Source organism: Paenibacillus sp. HJGM_3 (assembly GCF_045062745.1).
GTDB lineage: Bacteria > Bacillota > Bacilli > Paenibacillales > NBRC-103111 > Paenibacillus_AA.
The window spans coordinates 61,844-85,260 of sequence record NZ_JBJGED010000022.1; the positions used below are offsets into that span (position 1 = coordinate 61,844).

Annotated in this window: 24 protein-coding genes; 17 read left to right on the forward strand and 7 right to left on the reverse strand. The window is 60.3% G+C overall.

Annotated features, from left to right (window positions below; genetic code table 11):
- The first annotated feature begins 7 nt into the window (after positions 1-7).
- From pxpB to ACI5FR_RS22405, 3 genes are all read left to right on the forward strand, one after another.
- On the forward strand, positions 8-841 hold the full coding sequence (pxpB, locus tag ACI5FR_RS22395) for a 5-oxoprolinase subunit PxpB (protein ID WP_405458457.1): 834 nt from the start codon (positions 8-10) through the stop codon (positions 839-841).
- Complete coding sequence (locus tag ACI5FR_RS22400) at positions 838-1,869, forward strand: 5-oxoprolinase subunit C family protein (protein WP_405458460.1); 1,032 nt, start codon at positions 838-840, stop codon at positions 1,867-1,869. The genes pxpB and ACI5FR_RS22400 overlap by 4 nt, the downstream gene beginning before the upstream one ends.
- A 430-nt stretch (positions 1,870-2,299) precedes the next feature.
- Entirely contained in the window at positions 2,300-3,064 is a 765-nt protein-coding gene (locus ACI5FR_RS22405; RefSeq protein ID WP_405458462.1) for a LamB/YcsF family protein, read from the forward strand.
- A 52-nt stretch (positions 3,065-3,116) separates the two neighbouring features.
- Here ACI5FR_RS22405 and ACI5FR_RS22410 read toward each other — a convergent pair whose 3' ends face one another.
- Complete coding sequence (locus ACI5FR_RS22410; RefSeq protein ID WP_405458464.1) at positions 3,117-5,399, reverse strand: ATP-binding cassette domain-containing protein; 2,283 nt, start codon at positions 5,397-5,399, stop codon at positions 3,117-3,119.
- A gap of 590 nt (positions 5,400-5,989) precedes the next feature.
- Here ACI5FR_RS22410 and ACI5FR_RS22415 point away from each other — a divergent pair.
- Positions 5,990-6,280: a CD3324 family protein gene (locus tag ACI5FR_RS22415; protein ID WP_405458466.1), complete on the forward strand. Its 291-nt coding sequence runs from the start codon at positions 5,990-5,992 to the stop codon at positions 6,278-6,280.
- 54 nt (positions 6,281-6,334) lie between these two features.
- The gene (locus tag ACI5FR_RS22420) at positions 6,335-7,114 is read left to right on the forward strand and encodes a hypothetical protein (RefSeq protein WP_405458467.1); all 780 of its coding nucleotides are present in this window, start codon (positions 6,335-6,337) and stop codon (positions 7,112-7,114) included.
- A gap of 18 nt (positions 7,115-7,132) precedes the next feature.
- Here ACI5FR_RS22420 and ACI5FR_RS22425 read toward each other — a convergent pair whose 3' ends face one another.
- A complete protein-coding gene (locus ACI5FR_RS22425) occupies positions 7,133-7,678 on the reverse strand; it encodes a DUF6886 family protein (protein WP_405458594.1) in 546 nt (181 codons plus the stop codon).
- A gap of 106 nt (positions 7,679-7,784) precedes the next feature.
- Between ACI5FR_RS22425 and ACI5FR_RS22430 the strand changes: the two genes are divergently transcribed.
- Positions 7,785-8,198 (forward strand): HIT family protein, encoded by a 414-nt coding sequence (locus ACI5FR_RS22430; protein WP_405458469.1) that lies wholly within the window; start codon positions 7,785-7,787, stop codon positions 8,196-8,198.
- Between the two features lie 13 nt (positions 8,199-8,211).
- Positions 8,212-8,421: a hypothetical protein gene (locus ACI5FR_RS22435; protein WP_405458470.1), complete on the forward strand. Its 210-nt coding sequence runs from the start codon at positions 8,212-8,214 to the stop codon at positions 8,419-8,421.
- A 121-nt stretch (positions 8,422-8,542) separates the two neighbouring features.
- Here ACI5FR_RS22435 and ACI5FR_RS22440 read toward each other — a convergent pair whose 3' ends face one another.
- Positions 8,543-9,451: an ABC transporter permease gene (locus ACI5FR_RS22440; RefSeq protein WP_405458472.1), complete on the reverse strand. Its 909-nt coding sequence runs from the start codon at positions 9,449-9,451 to the stop codon at positions 8,543-8,545.
- Positions 9,444-10,352 carry an ABC transporter permease subunit gene (locus ACI5FR_RS22445; RefSeq protein ID WP_405458473.1) on the reverse strand — a complete coding sequence of 303 codons (909 nt, stop codon included), beginning with the start codon at positions 10,350-10,352 and terminating at the stop codon, positions 9,444-9,446. Before ACI5FR_RS22445 ends, ACI5FR_RS22440 begins: the two co-directional genes overlap by 8 nt.
- A gap of 142 nt (positions 10,353-10,494) precedes the next feature.
- Here ACI5FR_RS22445 and ACI5FR_RS22450 point away from each other — a divergent pair, with 142 nt between their 5' ends.
- The 3 genes from ACI5FR_RS22450 to ACI5FR_RS22460 are packed head-to-tail and all read left to right on the forward strand — an operon-like array spanning position 10,495 to position 15,670.
- Positions 10,495-10,869, forward strand: a complete 375-nt coding sequence (locus ACI5FR_RS22450) for a response regulator (RefSeq protein ID WP_405458475.1) — start codon at positions 10,495-10,497, stop codon at positions 10,867-10,869.
- 27 nt (positions 10,870-10,896) lie between these two features.
- Complete coding sequence (locus tag ACI5FR_RS22455; protein WP_405458477.1) at positions 10,897-13,929, forward strand: ATP-binding protein; 3,033 nt, start codon at positions 10,897-10,899, stop codon at positions 13,927-13,929.
- Positions 13,922-15,670 (forward strand): response regulator, encoded by a 1,749-nt coding sequence (locus ACI5FR_RS22460; RefSeq protein ID WP_405458479.1) that lies wholly within the window; start codon positions 13,922-13,924, stop codon positions 15,668-15,670. Before ACI5FR_RS22455 ends, ACI5FR_RS22460 begins: the two co-directional genes overlap by 8 nt.
- Before the next feature lie 5 nt (positions 15,671-15,675).
- Here the strand turns inward: ACI5FR_RS22460 and ACI5FR_RS22465 are convergent, their stop codons facing one another.
- Positions 15,676-16,251, reverse strand: a complete 576-nt coding sequence (locus ACI5FR_RS22465) for a Uma2 family endonuclease (RefSeq protein WP_405458480.1) — start codon at positions 16,249-16,251, stop codon at positions 15,676-15,678.
- Positions 16,252-16,405: 154 nt separating this feature from the next.
- Here ACI5FR_RS22465 and ACI5FR_RS22470 point away from each other — a divergent pair, with 154 nt between their 5' ends.
- The 7 genes from ACI5FR_RS22470 (at position 16,406) to ACI5FR_RS22500 (ending at position 21,549) form a co-directional block, all read left to right on the forward strand.
- Positions 16,406-16,804 (forward strand): DUF2203 domain-containing protein, encoded by a 399-nt coding sequence (locus ACI5FR_RS22470; protein ID WP_405458482.1) that lies wholly within the window; start codon positions 16,406-16,408, stop codon positions 16,802-16,804.
- Positions 16,805-16,844: 40 nt separating this feature from the next.
- Positions 16,845-18,524 carry a copper resistance CopC/CopD family protein gene (locus ACI5FR_RS22475; RefSeq protein WP_405458483.1) on the forward strand — a complete coding sequence of 560 codons (1,680 nt, stop codon included), beginning with the start codon at positions 16,845-16,847 and terminating at the stop codon, positions 18,522-18,524.
- A gap of 39 nt (positions 18,525-18,563) precedes the next feature.
- Positions 18,564-19,370, forward strand: a complete 807-nt coding sequence (locus ACI5FR_RS22480) for a sensor histidine kinase (RefSeq protein ID WP_405458485.1) — start codon at positions 18,564-18,566, stop codon at positions 19,368-19,370.
- Between the two features lie 23 nt (positions 19,371-19,393).
- Positions 19,394-20,080: a response regulator gene (locus ACI5FR_RS22485; protein WP_405458486.1), complete on the forward strand. Its 687-nt coding sequence runs from the start codon at positions 19,394-19,396 to the stop codon at positions 20,078-20,080.
- Between the two features lie 99 nt (positions 20,081-20,179).
- A complete protein-coding gene (locus ACI5FR_RS22490) occupies positions 20,180-20,806 on the forward strand; it encodes a YcnI family copper-binding membrane protein (protein ID WP_405458489.1) in 627 nt (208 codons plus the stop codon).
- A 134-nt stretch (positions 20,807-20,940) separates the two neighbouring features.
- Complete coding sequence (locus ACI5FR_RS22495; RefSeq protein WP_405458491.1) at positions 20,941-21,168, forward strand: hypothetical protein; 228 nt, start codon at positions 20,941-20,943, stop codon at positions 21,166-21,168.
- 12 nt (positions 21,169-21,180) lie between these two features.
- Positions 21,181-21,549: a hypothetical protein gene (locus ACI5FR_RS22500; protein WP_405458493.1), complete on the forward strand. Its 369-nt coding sequence runs from the start codon at positions 21,181-21,183 to the stop codon at positions 21,547-21,549.
- On the opposite strand, the gene ACI5FR_RS22505 is transcribed toward ACI5FR_RS22500, so the two are convergent.
- Both ACI5FR_RS22505 and ACI5FR_RS22510 read right to left on the reverse strand, forming a co-directional pair.
- The gene (locus ACI5FR_RS22505) at positions 21,546-22,739 is read right to left on the reverse strand and encodes an MFS transporter (protein ID WP_405458495.1); all 1,194 of its coding nucleotides are present in this window, start codon (positions 22,737-22,739) and stop codon (positions 21,546-21,548) included. The two genes, ACI5FR_RS22500 and ACI5FR_RS22505, sit on opposite strands and share 4 nt — an antisense overlap.
- A 129-nt stretch (positions 22,740-22,868) precedes the next feature.
- Positions 22,869-23,291: a pentapeptide repeat-containing protein gene (locus tag ACI5FR_RS22510; RefSeq protein ID WP_405458496.1), complete on the reverse strand. Its 423-nt coding sequence runs from the start codon at positions 23,289-23,291 to the stop codon at positions 22,869-22,871.
- Between the last annotated feature and the right edge of the window lie 126 nt (positions 23,292-23,417).

Sequence of the window (23,417 nt, forward strand, 5' to 3'; positions counted from 1 at the left end):
GAGGGCGATGGCGTTTGAAAGAAAAGGCGAGCAGGACCAATTGGAACGGCTAGGCGAGCAGGACATCCAGCAGGACATTCAATTCGAACGGCTAGGCGAGCAGGACATCCAGCAGGACATTCAATTCGAACGGCTAGGCGAGCAAGGGCTGCTCGTCCGGTTCGGCCGCCGGATCGACCGCGCTCTTCAGCTCATGGTGTTGGAGCTGGACGCCCGGCTGCGGGAGAAGCCGTTCGCCGGGATGATCGAGACGGTCCCGGCCTACGCGTCGTTGGCCGTCTATTACGATGCCTGGGTCGTGTACCGGGCAGCCGGGGGGCGGGGCGATCGGCTGCCATTCGAGCTCGTGTGCGAGCATGTTCGGGACCTGTGGGCTAGTGCCGACGGGGCTGACGTGAGCGTCGAGACTCGTATCGTCGACATTCCGGTCTGCTACGGCGGCGCGTACGGTCCGGATCTGGATGCAGTGGCACAACATACCCGCTTGACGCCGGAAGAAGTCGTCCGGCGTCATACAGCCGGGGAGTATGCCGTGTACATGATCGGCTTCCTGCCCGGCTTTCCATATTTGGGCGGCTTGGACGAGCGGCTCGCTACGCCTCGACGGGGTACGCCCCGACTCGCAGTTCCCGCCGGGAGCGTAGGCATCGCCGGAGCGCAGACCGGCGTCTACCCGCTGGAGTCGCCGGGCGGCTGGCAGCTGATCGGGCGGACGCCGCTCCGCCTGTTCCGGCCGGAGGCCGACTCGGTCAGCCTGCTGCAGGCGGGCGATCGAGTGCGGTTCACCGCGATAGGAGCGGCGGAGTTCGAGGCGCTGGCGGAAGGGAGGCCGTCGTCATGAGCAGCCTATACGTGCAGCAAGCGGGATTGCTGACGACGGTGCAGGACCTCGGCCGGGCCGGCTATCAGCGCTATGGCGTGCCGGTCGGCGGTGCGGTGGACGCCTTCGCGCTGGAGACGGCGAATGCGCTCGTCGGCAACGCGCCGGATGCCGCCGCGCTTGAGATCACGCTCCTCGGCCCGGTGCTGGCGTTCCGGGCCGACGCGCTGATCGCCGTCTGCGGCGCCGACCTGTCGCCCACCGTGGACGGCTTCGCCGTGCCGCTGTGGCGCCCGGTGTTCGTGCGGCGCGGCAGCGCCCTCGCTTTCGGCGCCGCGTCGGCCGGCTGCCGCGCGTATGTCGCCGCCGCCGGCGGCGTGGAGGTGCCGGCGGCGCTCGGCAGCCGCAGCACGCTCGCGCGCGCCGCGCTCGGCGGCGTCCGCGGGCGGGCGCTCCGCGACGGGGACGAGGTCCCCGTCGGGCGGCCGTCCGCGGACGCGGAGCGCCTCGCGCGAGCGCTGGCCCGCGCCGCGGGCCCGGCGGCGCCGCTCGCCGCGGCGCGCTGGGGCGCGAGCGCGCGGGCGCTGCCGCCGTACGCGGCGGCCGGGGCGCCTGCGGCGGTGCGCGTCACGCGCGGGGCGGAGCACGCGCGCTTCGACGCGGCGAGCCGCGCGGCGCTGACGGCGGAGCCGTACGCAGTGACGCCGCGCAGCGACCGCATGGGCGCTCGGCTCGCGGGCGCGCCGCTGACGCTGGCCGCGCCGGGGGGCGAGCTCGTCACGGAGCCGGTGACCGCCGGCACGGTGCAGGTGCCGCCGGACGGCGCGCCGGTGCTGCTGCTGGCCGACCGGCAGACGACCGGCGGGTACCCGCGCATCGCCCAGGTGGCGGCCGCGGACTTGCCCGTCGTCGCCCAGGTGCCGCCCGGCGGCCGGCTGCACTTCGTCGAGATCGAGCCGGAGGAGGCCGAGTGGCTGTACCTCGCCCAGCGGCTCGAGCTGGAGCGGCTGAAGGCGGGCATCCGGCTCCGGCTGCGGTCGACGGACTAGGCGCTGCACCCGGGTTAGTCGGGTTCGGAGACTGATGCTTTATAGTGGATGGCTCGTCGAACCGATATGAACGTGTTCTAGTTTGAATTCACGAACTTACAGAAGGGCTCGATATCATATGGACGAGCTCTAGATCGATTTCGCCGAATTGGAGCGCACGTTTCGAACACGGACCCGGGAATACCGCCGTTTAATTAGGAAAAATCGAACTGCAAAGCGTGGACTTCCCTTAGGCACCGACTCTAATTTGGCAAAATCGAACTAACACGTCATTCGGTGGCGACAGAGCCGTTCTCGCTTTCATGGTTATACGAAGAGATGGCAGCCTAGACAAGGCTGGCGGCTTGACAGGCGGGAAGCGGGTGTGGCAGGCTATGGAAAAGTAAAGCCGTGCCTTGACCACGCTACAGAATGAAAGGTGGACGTCCCGATGTCCCATCCTCCGGTAGATCCCCAAAACAACGACGCCATCCCCCGCACAGTCGACCTGAACGCCGACGTGGGCGAAGGGTTCGGCGTCTACCGGCTCGGCGCCGACGAGGAGCTGCTGCGCCTCGTGACGTCGGCGAATATCGCCTGCGGCTTCCACGCCGGCGATCCCGCCACTATGCGCGACACCGTGCGGCTGTGCCTGCGGCACGGCGTCGCGATCGGCGCCCACCCGGGCTTGCCCGACCGGGTGGGGTTCGGGCGGCGAGCGATGGCGATCTCGCCGCAGGAGGCGTACGACCTGGTCGTGTACCAGGTCGGGGCCTTGCAAGCCTTCGCCCGTGTCGAAGGCGCAGAGGTGCGCCATGTGAAGCCCCATGGCGCGCTGTACAACATGGCGGCGGCCGACGCCGCCTTGGCCGAGGCGATCGCGGAGGCGGTGCACCGCCTCGATCCTCGCCTCGTGCTGGTCGGCCTGGCCGGCAGCGAATCGATCCGCGCCGGGGAGCGGCGCGGCTTGCGCACCGCCGCCGAGGCGTTCGCCGACCGGCGGTATCAGCCGGATGGCACGCTCGTGCCGCGCTCGCATCCGGACGCCTTGCTCCACGACCCGCTGGAAGCGGTCGTGCAGGTGCGCCGGCTGCTCCGCGCCGGCGCAGCGCAGACGGTGTGTCTGCATGGCGACACCCAGGAAGCGCTCCGCTTCGCCCGCGAGATCCGGGCGGCGCTCACGGCCGACGGCGCGGTCATCCGCGCCTTGCCCTAAGGGCTCGCACCGCCCGTCAGACTGACACGGCGCCCGCCCACCGTTTTAGCCGTCACCGCAGCTCGCCGCGTAAATATTTGCCTGTGATCGAGCGCGCTGCGTCACCTTGCCCTTCAACGAGCTGCTGCGGTGTCCCCTGGAAAATGACCGTGCCGCCCCGGGCGCCGCTTTCCGGGCCCATGTCGATGATCCAGTCCGCGCTCCGGATGATGTCCGGGTGATGCTCGATGACGACGACCGTATTGCCGGCGTCGACCAAGCGGTTCATGATGTCGAGCAGCAGCCCGACGTCGGACATGTGGAGGCCGGTCGTCGGCTCGTCCATGACGTAAATGCTCCCCGCCTTGTGCAGCTCACAGGCGAGCTTCAGCCTCTGCCGCTCGCCGCCCGACAGGGTGCTGAGCGGCTGTCCGAGCGTCACGTAGCCGAGCCCGACGTCCGCTGCCGCCTGCAGACGGCGGCGGATGGACGGCTGCTTGTCGAATACGGTCAGGGCCTCTTCGGACGTCAGCGCCAGCACCTCCGATATCGATCGGCCCCGGTACCGGTACTGCAGCACTTCCTCCTTGAACCGGCGGCCGCCGCACGTTTCGCAGACGGTGCGGATGCCCTCCATGAAGGCAAGGTCCGTGTAGAGGACGCCGAGCCCCTGGCACGTCTCGCATGCCCCCGACGAATTGAAACTGAACAGGGAGGCGCTCACGAGGTTCGCCTTCGCGAACAACTTGCGCAGCTCGTCCATGATGCCCGTATACGTGGCCAGGTTCGAGCGGACCGATGCCCCTACGGCCGACTGGTCTGTCGCGATTGCCTCCGGGTAGCGCGCTAGGAACTCGCCGTTGATCAGCGAGCTTTTGCCGGAGCCGGCTACGCCGGTCACGACGGTCAGCACGCCTGCCGGGATGTCGACGGATACCTGCTTTAAGTTATGAAGCTTCGCATCGACGATCGGGTAGCAGCCGGTCGGCTGACGGACGTCCTCGCGCAGCGGCAGCTCGTGCCGCATGTACCGACCCGTCAGGGTGTCGGCATGCAGCAGTCCTTCATAGTCCCCTTCATAGACGATCTGCCCGCCATGCACGCCGGCGCGAGGGCCGACGTCGACGATATGTTCGGCGGCCGCGATGACATCGCGGTCGTGCTCGACGACGATCACCGTGTTTCCCTTGTCGCACAGCCGGCGGAGCAGCCGGTTCAACCGGATGACGTCTCTTGGGTGCAGCCCGGCGCTCGGTTCGTCGAAAATGTACAGCATGTCGGTCAGGCTGCTGCCGAGGTGGCGTACCATCTTGATCCGCTGCGATTCTCCGCCGGACAGCGACGCCGTTTCCCTGTCGAGGCTAAGGTAATCGAGTCCGATGTCGATCAGTTGCTGAAGCCGCTCGGCCAGCGCGGATGTTACCGTCTCCGCAACCGATTCTTTGATGCTGCGCACGACGTTTATGAGCTCGCCGATCTCCATGGCGACCATCTCCGCGATGTTCAAACCGCCGATTCGGCAACTCAGTGCCGCTTGATTGAGCCGAGTCCTGCGGCAGAGCGGACAGGGGGCGAACGTCATGTACGGCTGGGCGCGGCTTAGGGTCGCTTCTGCCATTTCCTCCGAATCACGCTTGATGTAAAGCCGTTCGAATTTCGTGACGACGCCCTCGTAGCTTGCGTCCATCGGGCCGGCTGGCGTATCGAACGTGATTTTCGCTTCCTTCCCGCCGATGCCGTAAAGCAATAAGTTCCATTCCTCGTCTGTGTAATCTTTCAACCGCTTATCGTTGTTGAAAAACCCCGACATGACGTAATATTTCCAGTACCAAGTGCCGACGCGAAACGTCGGAAAAGCAATGCCGCCATCGTTTAGCGACTTCGACCGGTCCAACAGCTTGTCGACGTCGGCCGAGACGATCTTGCCAACGCCGTGGCATTCGGGGCACATCCCGGCCGGATCGTTGAACGAGAACGCGTTCGAATTGCCGACGTATGGCTGCCCGACGCGCGAGAACAAAAGCCGCAGCAGCGCGTAGACGTCCGTGATCGTGCCGACGGTCGACCGAGAGTTGCCGCCGAGCCGCTTCTGGTCGACGACGATGGCGGGGGACAGATGTTCAATCGCGTCCGCTTCGGGCTGGCTGAACTTCGGGAGCCGGTTGCGGATGAATGCGCTGAACGTTTCGTTCAACTCCCGCCGCGCCTCGACGCCGATCGTGTCAAAAACGAGCGACGATTTACCGGAGCCGGATACCCCGGTGAAAACCGTCAGCTTCCGCTTCGGAACGCGAAGCGTTACGTCCTTCAAGTTGTTTTCGCGCGCGCCTTGGATGACGATGTAATTCTGATCCATGCGTTCAACACCTTTCGCGTAGTTCATACATGGATCAGTATAAAGTGGGAATGATGACACCTTCTGTCATATTAGGGGTGGCCGATGATAATTCCCCGGGGCGGGCTCTAATTGTCATTAGGAAGATTACAAACAAGGAAAAAACAAGTATAAGCATTTTTTCCCCTTGAGCGGCATTTGGAAACGTGAGTTAATGGAAAAAGGGCGACGAATCGGAGCGCGCAGGTGGAAATAGCGGAAATTTCCCCTTGCCCAATTCGGGTTCGTTCCAATATAATTGTTATGTCTGGAATAATGTTTCAAAAATCGGTGAAAGGAGGATGCGGAATGTTTAACGCTTGGGCCAACACAATGATTGAGGTGCGAGACTTTTAACTGCATACGCCATTCCAACCTGACACCAGTCGCTACGAGCATCTATACGTGAAACGGCAGGCACGATGTGGGGTATCGTGTTTTTTTATTCCCATTTTTGCAAGTACCGCAATCCAAAAAATTCTACATAGGAGGTGTTAAGATGAGAGCGCATGTGTTTGCATTTACGACTACTAACCTGACGGCATCATCTAAATACGAGGAGGTTTTCATCAGTGAGTTACAAAAACGGAAAGGATTTTCTTCCCCCTAGCTTGCTTAAGGAGCTGCAACAATATATTCAAGGCGAACTGATCTACGTACCCAAGATGGAGAAAAAACGCGCAGGCTGGGGCGAGAACAACGGCACTCGCAAGCTGATCGAGAAGCGCAACCGGGAAATTTTCCATCTGTACAATACCGGCTGGTCCGTGCTGGACCTCATCCAGCGGTACCACTTGTCGGAAGACAGCATTCGCAAAATTATCGTCAAAACCCGTGATCTAGTGCAAAATGTGGCAAAATAGCGGAAAGCAGGGCCGATGCGGTTCTGCTTTCTTTTTTTCAGGAGGATCCCCACCATGAATATGACGAATCAACTCGACCGAAATACCCTCATCCAAGCGATTGCCGACCGGTTCCGGGAAGACGGCCGGGTGTACGCCTATTGGCTCGAAGGCTCCGACGGCACGAATCGATTGGACGCCTACTCGGACGTGGATGTCGTCCTCGATGTGGAGGACGGCTGCGAGGAGTCCGTGCTGGCCGATCTGGCGGAAGCGCTGCGCACGTACGGGCGGCTCGATATTTGCCACGGGCCGACTCGGCCGGGGCCGAAGCTATGGTACCAGGTGTACCATCTCGAAGCGACGCCGCCGACGCTGCTGCTCGACGTGACGGTGCAGAGCCATAGCCGTTCATTCGCCTTCACCGTGGAGAACGAGCATGAGGTGCCGAAGGTCATCTTCGACAAAGCGTCGGTCATCCGGTGGAAGAACGCCGACTTCGCTGCCGTCGCCACAGCTCACGCTGGGCGGTTAGCCGATCTCGAGGGTGTCTTCGACCAGCGGATCCGAGCGCTCAAATACGCGCAGCGGGGCCGATTCCTCGAGGCACATGCTTACTACCATAAGTACGTGCTCCACCCGCTGATCGAGCTGCTGCGGATGCGGTACACTCCGCTGATCACGGACTATTTCCTCGTCCACATCTCCGACCACCTGCCCGCTGAAATCGTGCTGCAACTGGAAGAGCTGCACCGCTTGGCAGACGCCTCCGATATTGTGCGCCATGTGGAGCGGGCGGCAGAGCTGTTCCGTTCTACGAGAACGGAACTGTTGCACGCCTGGGCCGTCCAGTAACCCCCTTGGCCGCCCGGCCTACGTCATCTGCCAGGCATACGCGAAACGGATGACGGAGAACGACAGCGTGGAGGCGATGACGGCTTGACGCAGCGGGACGAGCGATGGCGTGAAGCGCAGCTCCGCGCCGGTTCCCAATATGGCCGAAATCAGGTCGCCCATGGGCTCCACCCGCAGCGGCACGATCTCCTCCGAGGAGACATAGTAGCCGGCATTAGCGTCGCTCAGGACGAAGAGCTCGTTCGAGAACGTATACCGGTACAACTGCGTCTCCCGGATTCGGTCCATCCAGCGCGACTCCACCGTTATGATGACGTCGGCGGCCGACCCGTCGAAGAACCTGGCGATGTCCTCCGGCGCAGCCGTGTCTGTCCGGGCATAAATCACCCGAGGGCAGTCGCGCGGCAAGTAGTAGTTAACGGCATGCTCCGCATCGATCGCCCACACGACAGGGGGCATCCCCGGCAGCACTTTGGCGGGACGCGGGATGAACCGTTCGATATCCGGATTTTCGCTGAAATGGTAGATCAGAGGGCTTCTCTCCTTATTAATGGGCTTCTCGATAGTGAGGGTAGCTTTATATTGCCAGAACGCGAGCGGCGACGCTATGGATTTTTTGGCTATAGCTATGTTACCTTTAGCGTAAGTATGGAAGGGAGCGAACAGGGCCATGCAGTGTCTGGGATGCAGGATTGCGAGCGGGGCTCAGCCTGACTTGCATATCGTATATGAGAATGAATGGGTTACGTGCGTACTGGACATCGCCCCGTTCAATGAAGGGCACACGCTCATCCTGCCCAAACGGCATGTGCTCGATGTCGAGGAGCTGGACGACGACACCGCTCACGCGATCATGGCGGCTTCGCAGCGGCTGTCGGTCGCCCTCAAGCAGGCGTTCAGCCCGGATGGGATCACCGTATGCCAGAATGGTGGCGTGTTCAATGACTTGACCCATTACCATATGCATCTCATCCCCCGGTTCCGGGGCGACGGGTTCGCCTGGAGTGAGCCCTTGCATCCCCATGGGGCCGAAGAGCGACTCGGCCTCACCAAGCTGAAGCTGACCCGTGCGCTTCATACATAAAGGAGGGAGCCGCATGCTGTCTACCGATCAGAAGAAGCTGATCCTGGCCGTGCTGCGCAAAGAAAAAGGGCGTCTTCTGTCCCGGTTCAAGGGGAAGACGCTCGACAAGACGATCGACGACCTTGCGCAGATGCTGCGCAACGAAGTGATCAATGACCGCGATCCGAACAAGTCGATCGAGTGGAAGCGGGAGAAGCCGGATAAGCGGAACAAGCGCAAGTAGGAACCTTCGAAGCGCTACGGAAGCTCCTCCCTTTTCCACATTCAATATCGTCTTCTTACGGCACTCAGATCGCCTTTCACGCACGACATAAGCGTGTTCTTCCACCAACTCCCCAGCTGTCTCACATATGAGGCGGTTTGCTGTACTGCGCTCGATACTTGCTCTCCAGTCCTTTCGAGACGAGGAAGAAGCCGAGCAGGAGCGTCATGTACGCCCCGGTCGGGAACAGCAGCATCCATTCGTTATAGTCGAGATAATGGCGGGCATTGGCGACGAGGCCGGCCCACTCGTTCGTGACGGGGACGAAGATCGTCGGGTCCTTCTGCACTTCGGTGCCGCCGACGAACAGGCTGAAGATGCCTAGCTGCCCGAACATCGTCAGGGCGAGGATCATCTCGTTCACGAACAGCATCAGCAGGCTCTCCTTCAGATGCGGGATGATGTGCCTGCGCAGAATACGCCCGCGCCCGGCGCCGACCGATAGAGCCGCCTCCACGTAGGGCCTCCGGCGCAGCTCCCACGTCTTGTTCTGCACGACTGAGATGACCGCGGGAATACCCAGCACGATGAACAGGCCGCACATGAGCATGGTGAGCTGTACGGGCGATAGGGCGGAGTTCAGACTGATCCCGAACAGGACGAAGAAAACGATCATGAACATCGGCACCCCGTTCAGCGCTCCCAAGCTCCAGCGCGACTTCGCCTGATTCCGCGTGAAGCCGAGCAGCAGCCCGATCGCGCCGCCTATGACGGTTCGGATCAGCGCTACCGCTCCTACGGCGGCTAACGTATACTTGGCTCCGTACATGAGCTGGGTGAAGATGTCGTACCCCCACCGGTCCGTGCCGAACCAGTGCTCGGAGCCGGGCTTCACAGGCGGGGCGTATAGGACGGCTTGGCCCGAAGCGTCCCGCTCGTAGCTGATTTTGACCTGATCCTTGGGCCCGTAGGGAGTGAACCATGGACCGAACAAGGCGATGAGGCAGACGAGGCCGGTCAGGACGGAGCCGGCCCACAATGGTTTATTCACGAGCGAACCTCCTCTCCAGCAGCCAGATGCATCCTCGCATGAGTCCGTACAAGCAGGCATAAAGCAGCATGAAGGCGGCCAGGCAGTTGGCCGTGAGCGGCAGCTGATAGCCGCTCAGCACGCCGGCCTGCCATCTGCTCGACGCGTAGCCGCTCGAGAGGAGCAGCTTCGTAATCCCCCGCAGGTTGAACAAGTATTCCATGATGAACAGGTTGCCGACGATGATCGCGGCGATTTTGTGCACCTCCGCCTTGATGAACGGCAGCGCGTTCGGAAGGACATGGTGGACGTACGTGTACAGCTTCGGCAGCCCTTTCGCTTTCGCATGCAGCACGTAGTCTTCGCCCAGCACCTGATAAGCGTGTACCGCGACGCTCCGCATCATATAGAGGATCGGGATGAGCGTCATGCTGACGAGCGGCAGGAGGAACGCCGGATCGTCCGAGGACGTGGAGCCTACTTTGGCGAGGAGCACCCCGGTTTTTTTGTAGATCAGCACCACGATAAACTGGAGCCAGACGATCACGAGGAAGTCGGGCACGAGCGACAGCAGCTCGACCGCGAGCTTGAGCCAGGCACGGCGAGTCCGCGCCAGGGCGAGTCCGGCCGTAATCCCGATGGCCAGGCCCAATATGGCGGCGGCCGCAGCGTAGCTGAAGGAGGTCCAGGCGTAGCCGCCGATCTCCTCCCAGAAGGCATGCTCGGTGGACCCGGTCCGGAAGAGGAACGATTCCCCGGTGCCTAGTCCCCGGATATAACGTCCGATCGCCTCAACGGCAGCGCTCCATTCTAGTCTTAGCCCCCGAGCGTCCGCGCGAAGCAGGACCGGCATCGCCGCCAGCAGCACGGCGAATACCCCGGCCGTGACGATCCGGGACAAGAGGATAGCACCCTTGTGCATTCAGGATTCAACTCTTTCTCTATTCATCTTAGGAGCGGCATGCTTCTAGTTTTCTTCCATCATACATAAGGAACGCGAAACTTGTCGATACAACCCCGAACGTGAGATGCTATAATATAGCTGGTAAATGGAGGAATGGACAATGGCGACTATTAAACTGCTGCTCGCGGACGACGAAGCGGCGCTTCGCTTCCTGCTTACGGAGACGCTGGCCGATGAGGGCTATGAGATCACGGAAGCCGAAGACGGCGAACAAGCGATCAAGGCGTTGCGGGACAATACTTATCACCTGGCGATTCTCGATTATATGATGCCGGAGAAGACCGGCGTGGAAGTATGCGCCTGGCTGCGGAATTCGGACAGTCCGAACCGGGATATTCCGGTGCTGCTCCTGACCGCGAAAGCGCTCGACAAAGACAAGGAGCAGGCGCTCGCGGCCGGGATAACCCAATACATAGTTAAACCGTTCAGCCCCCTGCAATTGATGGACATCGTGGCCAAATATGCGCAAGCGTGACGGATGCGGGAAAGGATGTAACGGAAGATGAGGGCTAGAAAAAAAGGGTTGGCAAGCCGGGTATCCGTGTTGATTTTCACCGTGATGGCCTTGTTTGCCGTGGTCGTGGCCGCGTTCGGCTCCTATATGGCTCAGCTGATCTCCACGACTCGCGGCCAAATGGAGGTCGAGGTGCAAGATCAGATGAAGATCGAACGGCTGCACAGCCAGTCCCAATCGCTCGTATCCAGCGTGCGGGGGTATTTGGCGTACGGCCGGGATGAATTCCTGAACGAGTTCGAATCGAACCGCAGCGCGTTCTCGAACGAGCTCGTGCAGCTCAAGGACCGGATGTACCGGGCAGGGACGACGGAGAACGAGAAGCTGAAGCTGCTCGATCAGATCGGGGCCCTGTGGGAAGAGTACGTGAAGCTGACCGGCCAATCCGTCGAGCTGAAGCAATCCGACGATCAGGACCGGTTCGTGCTCTTCTCCCGCTCGATGACCGATATCGTGGACTTGATCAATAGCAAGTTCGGGGAGATTGCGGCGCTGCAGGACGCCAAGGTCGCGAAGCTGATTGAAACGGACCGCAGGGAGACGAACCTGCTGCTCTATATTCCGGTGTTCGTCGTCATCGGTTCCGCGATTGCCGGCTGGCTGCTCGTGCGGTACTTGCGCAGCCATGTGATCGCGCCACTCATTGTCGTGGAGCAGGCGGTTGATCAAATCGCGGGCGGGGCATACGTCGAGCTCGAGCTCCCTGGGCGAATGGATGAGATCGGCCGATTGACGCATGGCATCAATGGCATGTCGAGCGATTTGCAGGCGCGGCACTCGCAAGCGGAACAGGCGCAGTTGGCCCTGACCGAGCAGCGCGATCTGCTGGAAGCCCAGAATGAGGAGATTACCGCGCAGCAGCTGGAGCAGGAAGCGATGCTGATCAAGCTGACCGAACGGGAGCGCGAGCTGGAGCTCATCAGCTCGTATCAGGAGAAGCTGAGCGGATATAACGATATGCACCTCTTCCTGGAACGGACGGTGAGTGCGATGCTCCAGGCGCTCGGGATGGACGCGGCGGTGCTGATCGTCCCGAATGCGCACACCGGCGCCTACGACGTCGTCCATGCGCATGGCTATCCGCCCCGTTATTTGCCGGCCTCGTTCTCCGAGCTGTTCGGGGTTAGCCGCCAGCTGCTGACGGAGAAGAAGTCCGTCGTGCGGACGCGTATGCTGAACGGGGCGGAGAAGGGACTGCACCTCGGCTACGACCGCGCGCTCGATGTCTACTATCCGCTGCTCGACGAGAACGCGGAGCTGGTCGGGCTCTTGCTCTTGACCGCTTATGGGGAGAGCCGCTTGACGGAAGTGAAGGAGCGGTTGATCCACGGCCTCCTGCGGCAGTTCTCGCTCGCTTACATGGCGCAGACGGTCAATGAGGACCGGCGCAAGCAGGCCGAGCTGCTGGAGGAGCTGAACGACGAGCTGTCGCAGGAAAAGGAGAGCCTGCAGGAGCAGCGCGATTTCGTACGGCGCATCGTTGAATCCGTGCACGAGGGGATGGTCATGTGCGACAGTGACGGCCGCATCAAGTTCGTGAACGGCTGGATGAATCGGACCTTCGGCATTGAAGAATCGCAGGCGTTATCCGTGGACCGCATCTTCGACGTGCTGCAGCCCCGTCTCGACGCCAAGAGCAAATCGCTTCGCGAGCTGGCCGGGCATGTGCTGGCTGGCGAGCTCGTGCAGCTGCAGGAGCGATTCTCAATCGTCCAAGCGGATGGGCGCGAGGCGCATTACGAGCTGTACGTGAACGCCATTCTGGATCCCTCGGAGAGCGGCAAGAGCTATTTGCTCGTCTTCCGCGACCGGACGGAGGAAGAGAAGGCCGACGAAATGAAGAACGAGTTCATCAGCATCGTGTCGCACGAGCTGCGCACGCCGCTCGCCAGCATCCTCGGCTTCATGGAGATTATGCTGCATCGGGATATCGCGAAGGAGAAGCAGCAGAAATATATGGAGACGATCTACAAGGAAGCGATCCGGTTGTCCAGCCTGATCAACGACTTCCTGGATTTGCAGCGGATCGAGTCCGGGAAGCAGTCTTACCAGATGATCCCGCTCGACGTTGCGGCGATAGCGCGAGAGGTAGCCGATCAGTGGCAGGGCAAGCAGGAGCATCGGCTGGTCTTGACCGTGCCGGAGGACGCGAAGGCCATCGTCCTGGCCGACCCGGACCGGATGGCGCAAGTGTTCCACAATCTGATCAGCAACGCGATCAAGTATTCGCCCGCGGCGAACGAGGTGGACATTCGGGTGATAGCGGAGCCGAAGCGGATCGTGATCGAGATACAGGACTACGGACTCGGCATTCCGGAGGACGCCAAGGGTAAGCTGTTCGACAAGTTTTACCGCGTCGACAATTCCGACCGCAGGCAGATCGGCGGCACCGGACTCGGGCTGTCCATCGTGAAGGAAATCGTCGAAGCGCACGGCGGCCGGCTGACGTTCGATTCGGTTCTTGGCCGGGGCTCGACGTTCCGCATCACATACGACGCGTATGTCCCTGTGGATGTGAGCGGCAAAATCGTCATCGTGGAGGACGATGACAACCTGGCGAAGCTGATGGCGCTGTCGTTCGAGAAGCTGCAGCTTCCTTCCCTGCAGCTGAAGACGGCGGAGGCGGCTATTCTCGCCCTGCAGGCGTCGCTCGGGAAACCTCTCCTGTGCATCGTCGACATTCAGCTCGAAGGACGCCAAACGGGCTGGGATTTCGTGGCCGAGCTGCTTCGCTGGCCGGAGCAGGAGCGTACCCCGATCATCGTATCTACGGTGCTGGAGCAGCCGAGCCATTTCCGGGAGACGGAGACCGAGAAGTTCCTGAGGAAGCCGTTCTCCGTCGAACGTCTGCTCGAGCTGGCCGAACAACTGATCGGGAAAAGCCAGGAGCCGGCGCCGGTCGTCTTCCCGATGCAGAACGAGGAGAAGCTCGTCAGCTCCCTGGAGAAGAAAGGCATCCGCGTCAAAGCGGTGAAAGTGAAGCAAGATATTATCGAAGTGGAAGTGAAGAGCGATGAATGAGGAGCGGAGCGTGCCGTCGAAACGGCAACGGGGCGAGAAGCTGTTGGCGGAAGGCAAGGAACGCTTCCTGATCACGATGGAGAGCCAGCTCCGGCAGCTCGACGACTTGTACGTCCTACTGGAATACGAGGTCCGCTCCGAGCATGCCGGGCAGTGGTACCGCATCCTGCATACGATGAAGGGCAGCGCGCCCGTATTCGGGTTGCCGGCGATCGGGAAGGTGGCGGAGTCGCTGCTGCACGAATGGGAGTGGACGCAGAGCGAGCTGGCGCCGAGCCTAAGCGCGATGCAGTGGTCGATCCAGGCGGAGGCGAGCCTGAAGAACAGCCGCACCGCCCTGCACCAGCTAAAGCTGGAGCGCGACCTCGTGCTGAGGGAGCTGCAGCTGAAAGCGCAGGAGGCATTCGGAGCATCGAGGAGTCAGGCGCTCGACCATTGCCGCATCCTGGTCATCGACGACGACTCGATCCTACGGGCTTATCTGGTCAAGCGGCTGGAGCTGGAAGGCTACCTCGTAGACGAAGCGGAGGACATCGATCTGGCGCAGCGCATGCTGCGGGAGAGTCATTATGACCTCATCCTGCTCGATCTGATGATGTACCCGAAATCCGGCTACGAGCTGTTCGAGGTGCTGCAGGAGGATCCTACCCTCAAGTGGATTCCGCTCATCGTGCTGTCCGCACGGGACGACCTTCATGACAAAGTGAATTGTTTGATGCTGGGGGCGAGCGACTATCTGACCAAGCCGTTCCGCTATGAGGAGCTGGCGGCCCGCGTCTACAGCCTGCTCAACCGGACCAAAAATTTCGAGCAGATGGCGTTCCGAGACGCGCTGACCGGCGTCTACAACCGCCGCTACTTCGATCACCATATCGAGCTGGAGCTGCAGCGCGTCGCGCGCTATCCGGCCCCGCTCACGATCGCGTTCATCGATATCGACCGGTTCAAGAGCATCAACGATACGTATGGCCACGCGATCGGCGATATCGTGCTGCAGGGGCTCGCCTATCTCGTGCAGCAGCGGCTGCGCAGCACCGATGTGCTCGCCCGCTACGGCGGCGAGGAGTTCGTCGTGCTGTTGCCGAATACGACAGGCAAGCAAGCGGTGAAGCTGTTGACCGGCATCCTGCAGCAGGCTCGGACCCAACCGGTCGCCCAGCACGAGGGGCAGTCCTATTCGATCACCTTCTCGGCCGGAGTCGCCGAATGGACGACGGGCTGGTCGGTCGCCCAATGGGTCCGCACGGCGGACGAGGCGATGTATGAGGCGAAGGCGAAGGGCCGCAACCGGGTGCTTCTGGCCGGACAGAAGGAAGCGGAGCCGGAAGCCACCGAAGAACCGACACCCGTGCGGAAGCGCGTGTTGATCGTCGACGACGACGACATCCTTCGGTCGATCGTAGCCTCCCGTCTGGAGACGCTGCCGATCGAGATCGCGGAAGCATGCGACGGGGAAGACGCGTACCGCCTCCTGCAGCGGCAGCCGGTCGATCTGTGCGTCCTCGACGGGATGATGCCGCGTATGGACGGGTTGTCGCTGCTGAAGCGCGTTCGGCAGGAGCCGGCATTGCAGGGAAGTTCGATGCGCGTGCTGATGCTGTCCGGCCGCCGCCGGGAAGACGATGTGACACGGGCGCTGGAGTCCGGCGCGGACGATTATTTGCCGAAGCCGTTCTCGCTCGTCGAGCTGGAATTGCGGGTGAAGCGGCTCTTGGGGTTGGATGCCGGCTCTGGCGTGTAGCGGACTTATTCAGTCTCAGCTTCAGGTGGGAAAATTTCATTCAGGTTCAACGAAATGCAGGCGATCAGCGGGGAAGTAAGGGTGTCCGATACGTCAAGCGTGGCGATGAGCTGGTACCGGCCATCGGTTAGCACGAATTGGTCAACGGTCTGATAGGTCGGCTCGAAGACCCAATATTCCTTCACGCCGAATTTCTCGAACATCGCCTTCTTCACCGTCTTGTCCTTACGGCCGGTGCTTCTGGACAACACCTCGACGCACAGATCCGGGGCGCCATACACCCATCCGTCACGCAAGATCGAGCGGTTCCCGCCCGAGATGTAAATCAGATCGGGCTGAGCGATATTGGCTTCGTCAAAGTGCACATCCATAGGAGCTAGCAGGATTTCACCGTCCTGCATACAGCTTGTCCGCATATGGAAGTGGAGGTTCATCAGAATTTTCTGGTGCACATACTTGGGAGATGGAGAGAGATCATAGCGAATCCCATTAATGAGCTCGAATCGTTCCTCGATGAGGTAATTTGGCGATTGCTCCTTGATTGACGGTTTTGATTTCGATTTGGCGCTGCTGTTGCTCATGGTGGTGGACACCTCCTGTATGCTGGAATATCTCAATTATACCATTCCGAAGCTTGGCGAGGTGAGCTCGCCAGGCTTCTATGTGTTTCCTCCGCATCCCTTATTTTTCTTTGTCCGCTTGATTTGATACAATCTAGAGGGGAGGCGATGACAGTTGGAAAGCAAATGGTTTACACCGGAGGAAGCGAATGCGCTAATCCCGCAGCTGCGCGAGGAAATTGGCGCATTGCAGCGGATCAAGCACGATTTTGAAGCCAAGTACCGGGACCTTCGCAAGTGGAAAGAGGCGGGGGCGGTGACGCTGAATGGGGAAGATCCGTTTTTCCAGATCGAATGCGAGCTCGAATTCATGCAGCTCGAAGCCCGCACGCTCATCCAGAGCGTCCACATGAAGGGAGCCCAGCTGAAGGACATCGACCGGGGACTTGTGGACTTTCCCGCCATTAGGAACGGGGAGGAAGTGCTGCTGTGCTGGATGCAGGACGAACCCACGGTCTCGCACTATCACGGCTTGAATGAAGGCTACACGGGGCGCAAACCTCTGGAAGAATAGATTGGATGAATAGATTGGTTGAATAGATTGGAGTACACTTATGAACTCATGGAAACTTACTAGGAAGGGCTGGGGGCGCATAGCCGTGCTGCTCATAGCCTTCTTCGCGCTGAGTACCGGCATGCTGGGACAAGCCCAGCCGGCGTCCGCCCACTCGATCCTGATCAAGGCGGAGCCGGAGCCGAACACGCGGCTCGACGTCTCGCCGGAACAGATCGTCTTGACATTTAACGAACGGCTCGAAACGGAGCTGTATTACATTAAACTGTTCGACGAGGTCGGGCGAGAGCCGTTGAAGGAGAAGGCGACCCTCTCGCAAGACCAGAAAGTGATGACGCTCCGGCTGCCGAAGCTGGACGAAGGCCGCTATACCGTCTCGTATCATGTGATCTCGGCAGACGGCCATCCTGTAGAAGGCGCTTATGTGCTCGTGATCGGACAAGCGTCCGACGGCGGCACGAGCACGGGCTCGGGTGAGTCGCTGCATGCGGGTCATGGCGGCTTGTCGGCGGACATGAGCCTGACGGACCTTCTGCGCTATGTCTTCCGCATCGTCTACTACTTCAGCCTGCTGACGCTGGCAGGTGTGGCGTTCTGGGGCATGTGGCTGCGCAAGGACGTCTTGCCGCAGACCGGAGCGCTGTCCTATTATGCGGGCTGGCTGCTGTCGCTGCAGCGTGTCTATCTCATCTCGCTCCTGGCGTTTATTTACTTTCACTACAAAGATCTGCTTGGCGACCAAGGCGCCGATCAATTGGTATCGCTCTTCACGGGCACATGGGTCGGACGCTCCTGGATCGCGAGCCTGGTGCTGGCGTTGCTAGGCTTCGTAGTGCTCGCCCGTCACAAGGTGCTCGACTGCATCTGGATCGGTCTGCTGCTGCTCGCGAAAAGCTGGAACGGCCATGCGATGGGGTACGATCCTCAGTGGCTGATGGTGCTCCTGGATTGGCTGCACCTGATTGCCGCTGCGATCTGGGCCGGCGGTCTGCTGCTTCTCGTCTCCGCGTGGAAATCGCACCGGGCGTTCGTGGACGCGTTGCTGCCGCGATTCTCTCGCGTTGCGCTATGGTCGCTTCTGGGGCTCGCTATTAGCGGCGCGATCTCGGTGCTGATCTATTTGCCCTCGCTGCGCTACTTGCTCTACTCGCAGTGGGGCAAGCTGATGATCGCCAAAGTTGTGTTCGTCGTGATGGTCGTGCTGATCGCGGCGGGCATCCGGATGGCGATGAAGAAGAAGAACGACAAGGACTTGAAGGATTACATGCGTCTCGATCTGGCCGCAATGGCGATCATCGTCGTCCTGGTTGGCCTGCTGACGTACATCAGTCCGGTGCCGCCCAACGAGCCGCTCTACTGGCATGAGATGGGCGAGAAGGTCCATATGACGGCCAAGATCAGCCCGAAGGTGCCGGGAGACAACCAGATTCAGGTCGATGTGTGGATGCTGGAGAAGACCGGCCAGCCGAAGCAGGTCGAGCTGTATCTAAGGAACAAGAACAAGACCGACATCGCCCCGATCTCGGTGCCGCTGCAGCAGTCCACGGTGGAGAAGGATCAGAGCAGCAGCGACTTCGAGGACGAGGAGCGGTACGTGAAATATACGTACAAGGCGTCCGGCCCGTTCATTCCGTTCGCCGGAGACTGGGAGCTCGAATTCCGCGCCATGGACGGTCAAGACGATGAGACGGTGTACAAAAACGTGATGCGCGTTTATTAAATAATCGGGCTTCGCGAGGAGCAGGAGGGGACGGTCTGGATGTCGCTGCGCACGCTCAAGTGGTTTACGATATTGCTGCCTCCGCTCGTCATCGGCGGCTTCGAGATGATCCGCCATGAGCTCTTGCTCCGCTACTTGTCGATGGAAACCGGTAATCTATACATCATCCTGCTGACGTTCGTGCTCTCGATCCTGTTCGCCAACTGGATGTTTCGCAACATCGAGACGATGAATGCGAGCTTGTCGCAGGAGCAGGCGAAGCGGGCCGTCTATGAGGAGCGGGAACGGCTCGCCCGGGAGCTGCATGACAACATCGCGCAGAACTTGTTCTTCCTGAACGTGCAATTGAAGAAGGGCAAGACGGAAGAGGCGCTCTCCGCCGTAGCCGAGATCGATCATCATCTGCGCCAGGCGATCTTCAACCTGCGCTCCATGCCGGAGGACGGCGTCGCGTTCCAGGAGCGGGTTCATGAGTGGGTGCAGCAATGGGAGACGATGACCGGCGTGGACGTCACCGAGCGCGTGGCGTGGGAGCGGGTGACGCTGACGCCGACGGAGCAAGTGCAGCTGTTCTCCATCATGCAGGAGGCGTTCACGAATATCCGCAAGCATTCCCAAGCTTCCAGCGCGGAGCTTAGGCTCCTCGAGGAACCGGACGGGTGGACGATGACGATCCGCGATGACGGGGTCGGACCTCGTGCCTACGACGCGGGGCCGAATCAGTACGGCGTCTCGATGATGCGCAAGCGAGCGATCGAGCTGGGGGCGACCTTCGAGCTGCGCCACGCTGCGGACGGAAGCGGCACGGAGGTAATCGTGCGACGGCGGAAGCCGGAAGGAACTTGATGTATGATTAGGAGGGCTGCCGGATGGAAGGGAAACCGTATCGCATCTTGATCGCCGACGATCATCCTCTCGCCAGGAGGGCGGTCCGCACTTTGCTGGAAGGCGATGCCTGGTTCGAGGTGGCCGGCGAGGCGGCCGACGGGCAGGAAGCGATTGCGCTGTGCGGCTCGCTTCAGCCCGATCTGGTGCTGATGGACATCCATATGCCGGTTCACTCCGGCTTGGATGCGACGAAAACGATCAAACAGCTGTACCCCCACGTTCGCGTCATTATGCTGACCGTCTCCGATCATGCGGCCGACCTGTTCACCGCCATTCAATACGGGGCCCAAGGCTACCTGCTGAAGAACATGGACCCCGACGACTGGCTTGCCTACTTGCGCGCGCTACTGGACGAGGATGCGGCTGTCTCGCGGAGGCTCGCGGACAAGCTGTTCCAGCACTTCCGCACGGGGACGGCCGGCAGCGGGGCCCAGCCGGACCCGGATCCCGGACTGCTGACTCCGCGCGAGCGCGAGCTTGTTGTCTGCGTCTCCTCCGGGGAGACGAACCGGCAGATTGCGGAGCGCCTCATGATCGCCGAGAATACCGTCAAGAATCACATTAAGAACATTCTGGAGAAGCTGCAGCTCGAGAATCGGGTACAGTTGACCGCGTACGCCGTTCGCCATGGACTGACACAGAAGCTTCACACTCGCGGGGAAAAATAGCCCGGTTGAGTCATTCTCAACTTGTCCGATATTGACTACATTAATAGAGGGCTGATGCCTTCAAGCGAGTCGAATACGGTCAAATGGGGGATGATGGGAATGAAAAAAGTAACGCTGCTGCTGTCCGCTAGCCTGCTGATGATGATGCTGTTCGCCAGCATGGCAAGCGCGCATGTGGTCGTATATCCGCAACAAACGACGCAAAACGCATTTGAGAAATTTACGGTCCGGGTACCGAGCGAGACGGCGAATACGAATACGGTGAAGGTCGAGATCAAGTTCCCGGAGGGGGTAACGGTCTCGCGGGTGGAGCCGAAGCCGGATTGGAAGTATGAGCTGACGAAGGACGCGACGGGCAAAATTACGGGTGTCGTCTTCACGGCTACGGGAGCCGGCTTGGCGGCGACCGAGTTCACAGAGTTCAACCTGTCCGGGAAAGTCGCGGCCGATGCCAAGACGCTGTCCTGGAAATCGTACCAGACGTACAAAGACGGGAGCGTCGCGGAATGGGTCGGCGCGGAAGGCTCGCAGAAGCCGGCATCCGTGACGACGGTGAAGGCCGCGGCTGCTGCGGACGCCGGCGGCCACGACACCGGCCACCAGGCTGCGGCAGGCGGTGAATCCGCCGGCAGCGAGTCGAGCCCGCTGCCGCTGATCCTGTCGATCGTCGCCGTCGTGCTGGGCGCGCTCTCGCTGGTAGTCTCTCTAACGCGCAAGACGAAGTAAGGATGTAGAAACGGCCGAATGTGGGGCTTCCACTTCGGCCGTTTTTCATTGCGTCGGGTCGGAACGGAATAAATTGGACTTCTCGTGGGAGCCTATGAGTAGTCAGGTTATTCCAAAACGAAAGGGAGATGTCGATGACTACGGGGTTCTGGATGGGCATAGTGGCGATCGCTGCCATTCTGGCCGGCGGATTGATCTACACCCTGAACGCGAACAATCGAAATCAACAAAAAGAGATGGACAACAATGTCGCCGGGGCGGTGAAAAAAAGCCCGATTCTGGCGAATCCGGTTCTGCTCAGCTATGTTTTATTTCCAATCTTGGTCATTGTGGCGGCGATGATTATTTTTCAATATTTCTAGGAGGGATGAAAAGTGGAAGCACATCCATACTACGTGTCCGTTCAAGCGGGTACCATTCTCGACAACCAGGGCGACGCGGCCTACGAGTTTCAAATCAACGCCACCGAAGAGGAGGTTAGTTACCTTCACAACTTGCTGATGGAATTGCAGGACTGGGAAAAGGCTATCTATCTTCGAGCACCTCTCCCCAGCATTCCCTATCATGACGATGAAGAGAACGTCGGGTACGACAGCACGCTGAAAAAAATCTATGCCTATATTCACAAGTTGGGAGATGAGGAGGCCAAACGGACCATCGACGCCATGGACCTGGACAGACTAGGAACCCCCTATCCAACCCCACCTGAAACGGAAGCTCCCTCCGAATCTCCGCGCGCTTAACCGACCCGAAAAGCGGGATCCGGGACCGTCAAGCCGGCTCCCTCCGGCTTCCGGTCCGGCAACCAGCGATAGGCCGCGAAGAACAGCAGCCGGATCGCTACGATGACGCAGAAGCTGGCGGCGAGCGGCAGGAAGAGCAGCAGCGCGCCCGACAAGAGAGGGCCGAGCGTATTGCCCAAATGCATGACCAGCTGGAAGTCGGAGAAGTAGGCCATCTCCTTCTTGTGCTTCTCGGCGTCGCGCATCATGAGCGTGTTCGAGGACACTTCCGCCACCGCCATCATAAGTCCGTTCCAGGCTTGCAGCGACAGCAGCAGCGCGAAGGAGGACACGAACCCGTACGGCAGCACCGATGCCGCCATTCCGACAATCGCCACGCTATAGAGCGGCACCGGACCGAATCGTTCCATCAGCTTGCGCACGAACGGAAGCGAGAGCGCCGAGACGATGCCGGACACGACGACGAAGTAAGCGATCTGTGTATTGCTCAGGTGAAGCGTCTTCACGTGATAGATTGTGAATAGCGGGGGGACCATGGCGATGCCGGTGTTATTCAACCCCATCCACCAGATGCGGCGGTCGCACTCCTGGAACGGTCGCACCCAGGACAGCTGCAGCTTGACTTTCTCACGAGGCGCGAGCCCCGCGATCAACGCCATGCCGGTGAAGGTGGACAAGCAGCCGATCAGCATCGAACCTACATAATTATAGGGGAACCACGCATCCGACGCATCGAGCACCCACCCGATCATCATGCTGCCGACCGTCGCGATGACGATCGCGATAATTTTGACCCGGCTGAACAAGGTCGGGAAGTAGTCGGCCGCGATGACGCGACGCATAATCGCCGGCTGTTGCGCAGAGGTGACGATCACGGAGACCGCGTTGATGCTCCAGAAGACGAACAGGACGGGGATCGGATTCGGCAGCAGAATCGACAGCGCCATGCAGATGAAGGCGAACTGCCGGATATAGCCGCTTACCAGGAAGACCCCCCGGGTGACGGGCAGCTGGCGGGTTAGAAAAGCAAGGGACAAGGCGCAGAAGAAAGCCGGAAGCGAGTTCGACAAGGCGATCTGAAAGTCGCTGGCCCCGAGCCGTGCGATCAGTACCCCGAGGAAGGTGAAGAAGGAAACACTCTTGATGTTTTGCAGGACCGCGTCTAGATAAATTCTCGTTTCGGCTTTCATGCTGCTTTCGGACCTTTCTCAGAAAATGCCGTATTCTAGCGGAGTTTCAGGACAATATTGACTGTTTCGTAGTTAGCTTACTCCCCCGCCGTATTGAAGAACATGGACATCTCCCGCAGAAAACATGGATTATTTGCTCACTTGCTTGAGCAGCTTCTCGATATTGATCCCGTTAATGACCAAGCCGGAAATCTCGCAGTTGTCCAAGGTGACGCCCGACAGATTGCAATCCGTGAACCTTCCCTGGCTGAGATTGCAATGCGTGAATTGGACCGGCGGCTTCTCGGTGGATGCCTGCGGCTCGGCCTCATCCTTGTTCCCGAACCCGATATAGCGAAAATGCGCCCCGCCCCATTGGGCCCCGTCGATATCCAGCCGGCTCAGATTGGCGTCGGAGATGGTCATTCCCGTCAAGTTGACGTCATTCAAGCGGATGCCGCTCAGATTGCAGCATTGGAAGGCGACCTGTTCGGCACTGACGTTTTTGAAGCTGGACCCGGATACGTCGGCATTTACAACGGTTAACGACTTCTTTTCATTTTCAAGGCGCATTTGGATTCCTCCCGGAATTGGATAGACAACCACTTCCATTTTAACCCAAGAGCCGTACCCTGTATAGATTTTGCGCGGCGAAGTGATATACTGAGGGCATTGGAAAAAACGGAACCGATGGAGGTG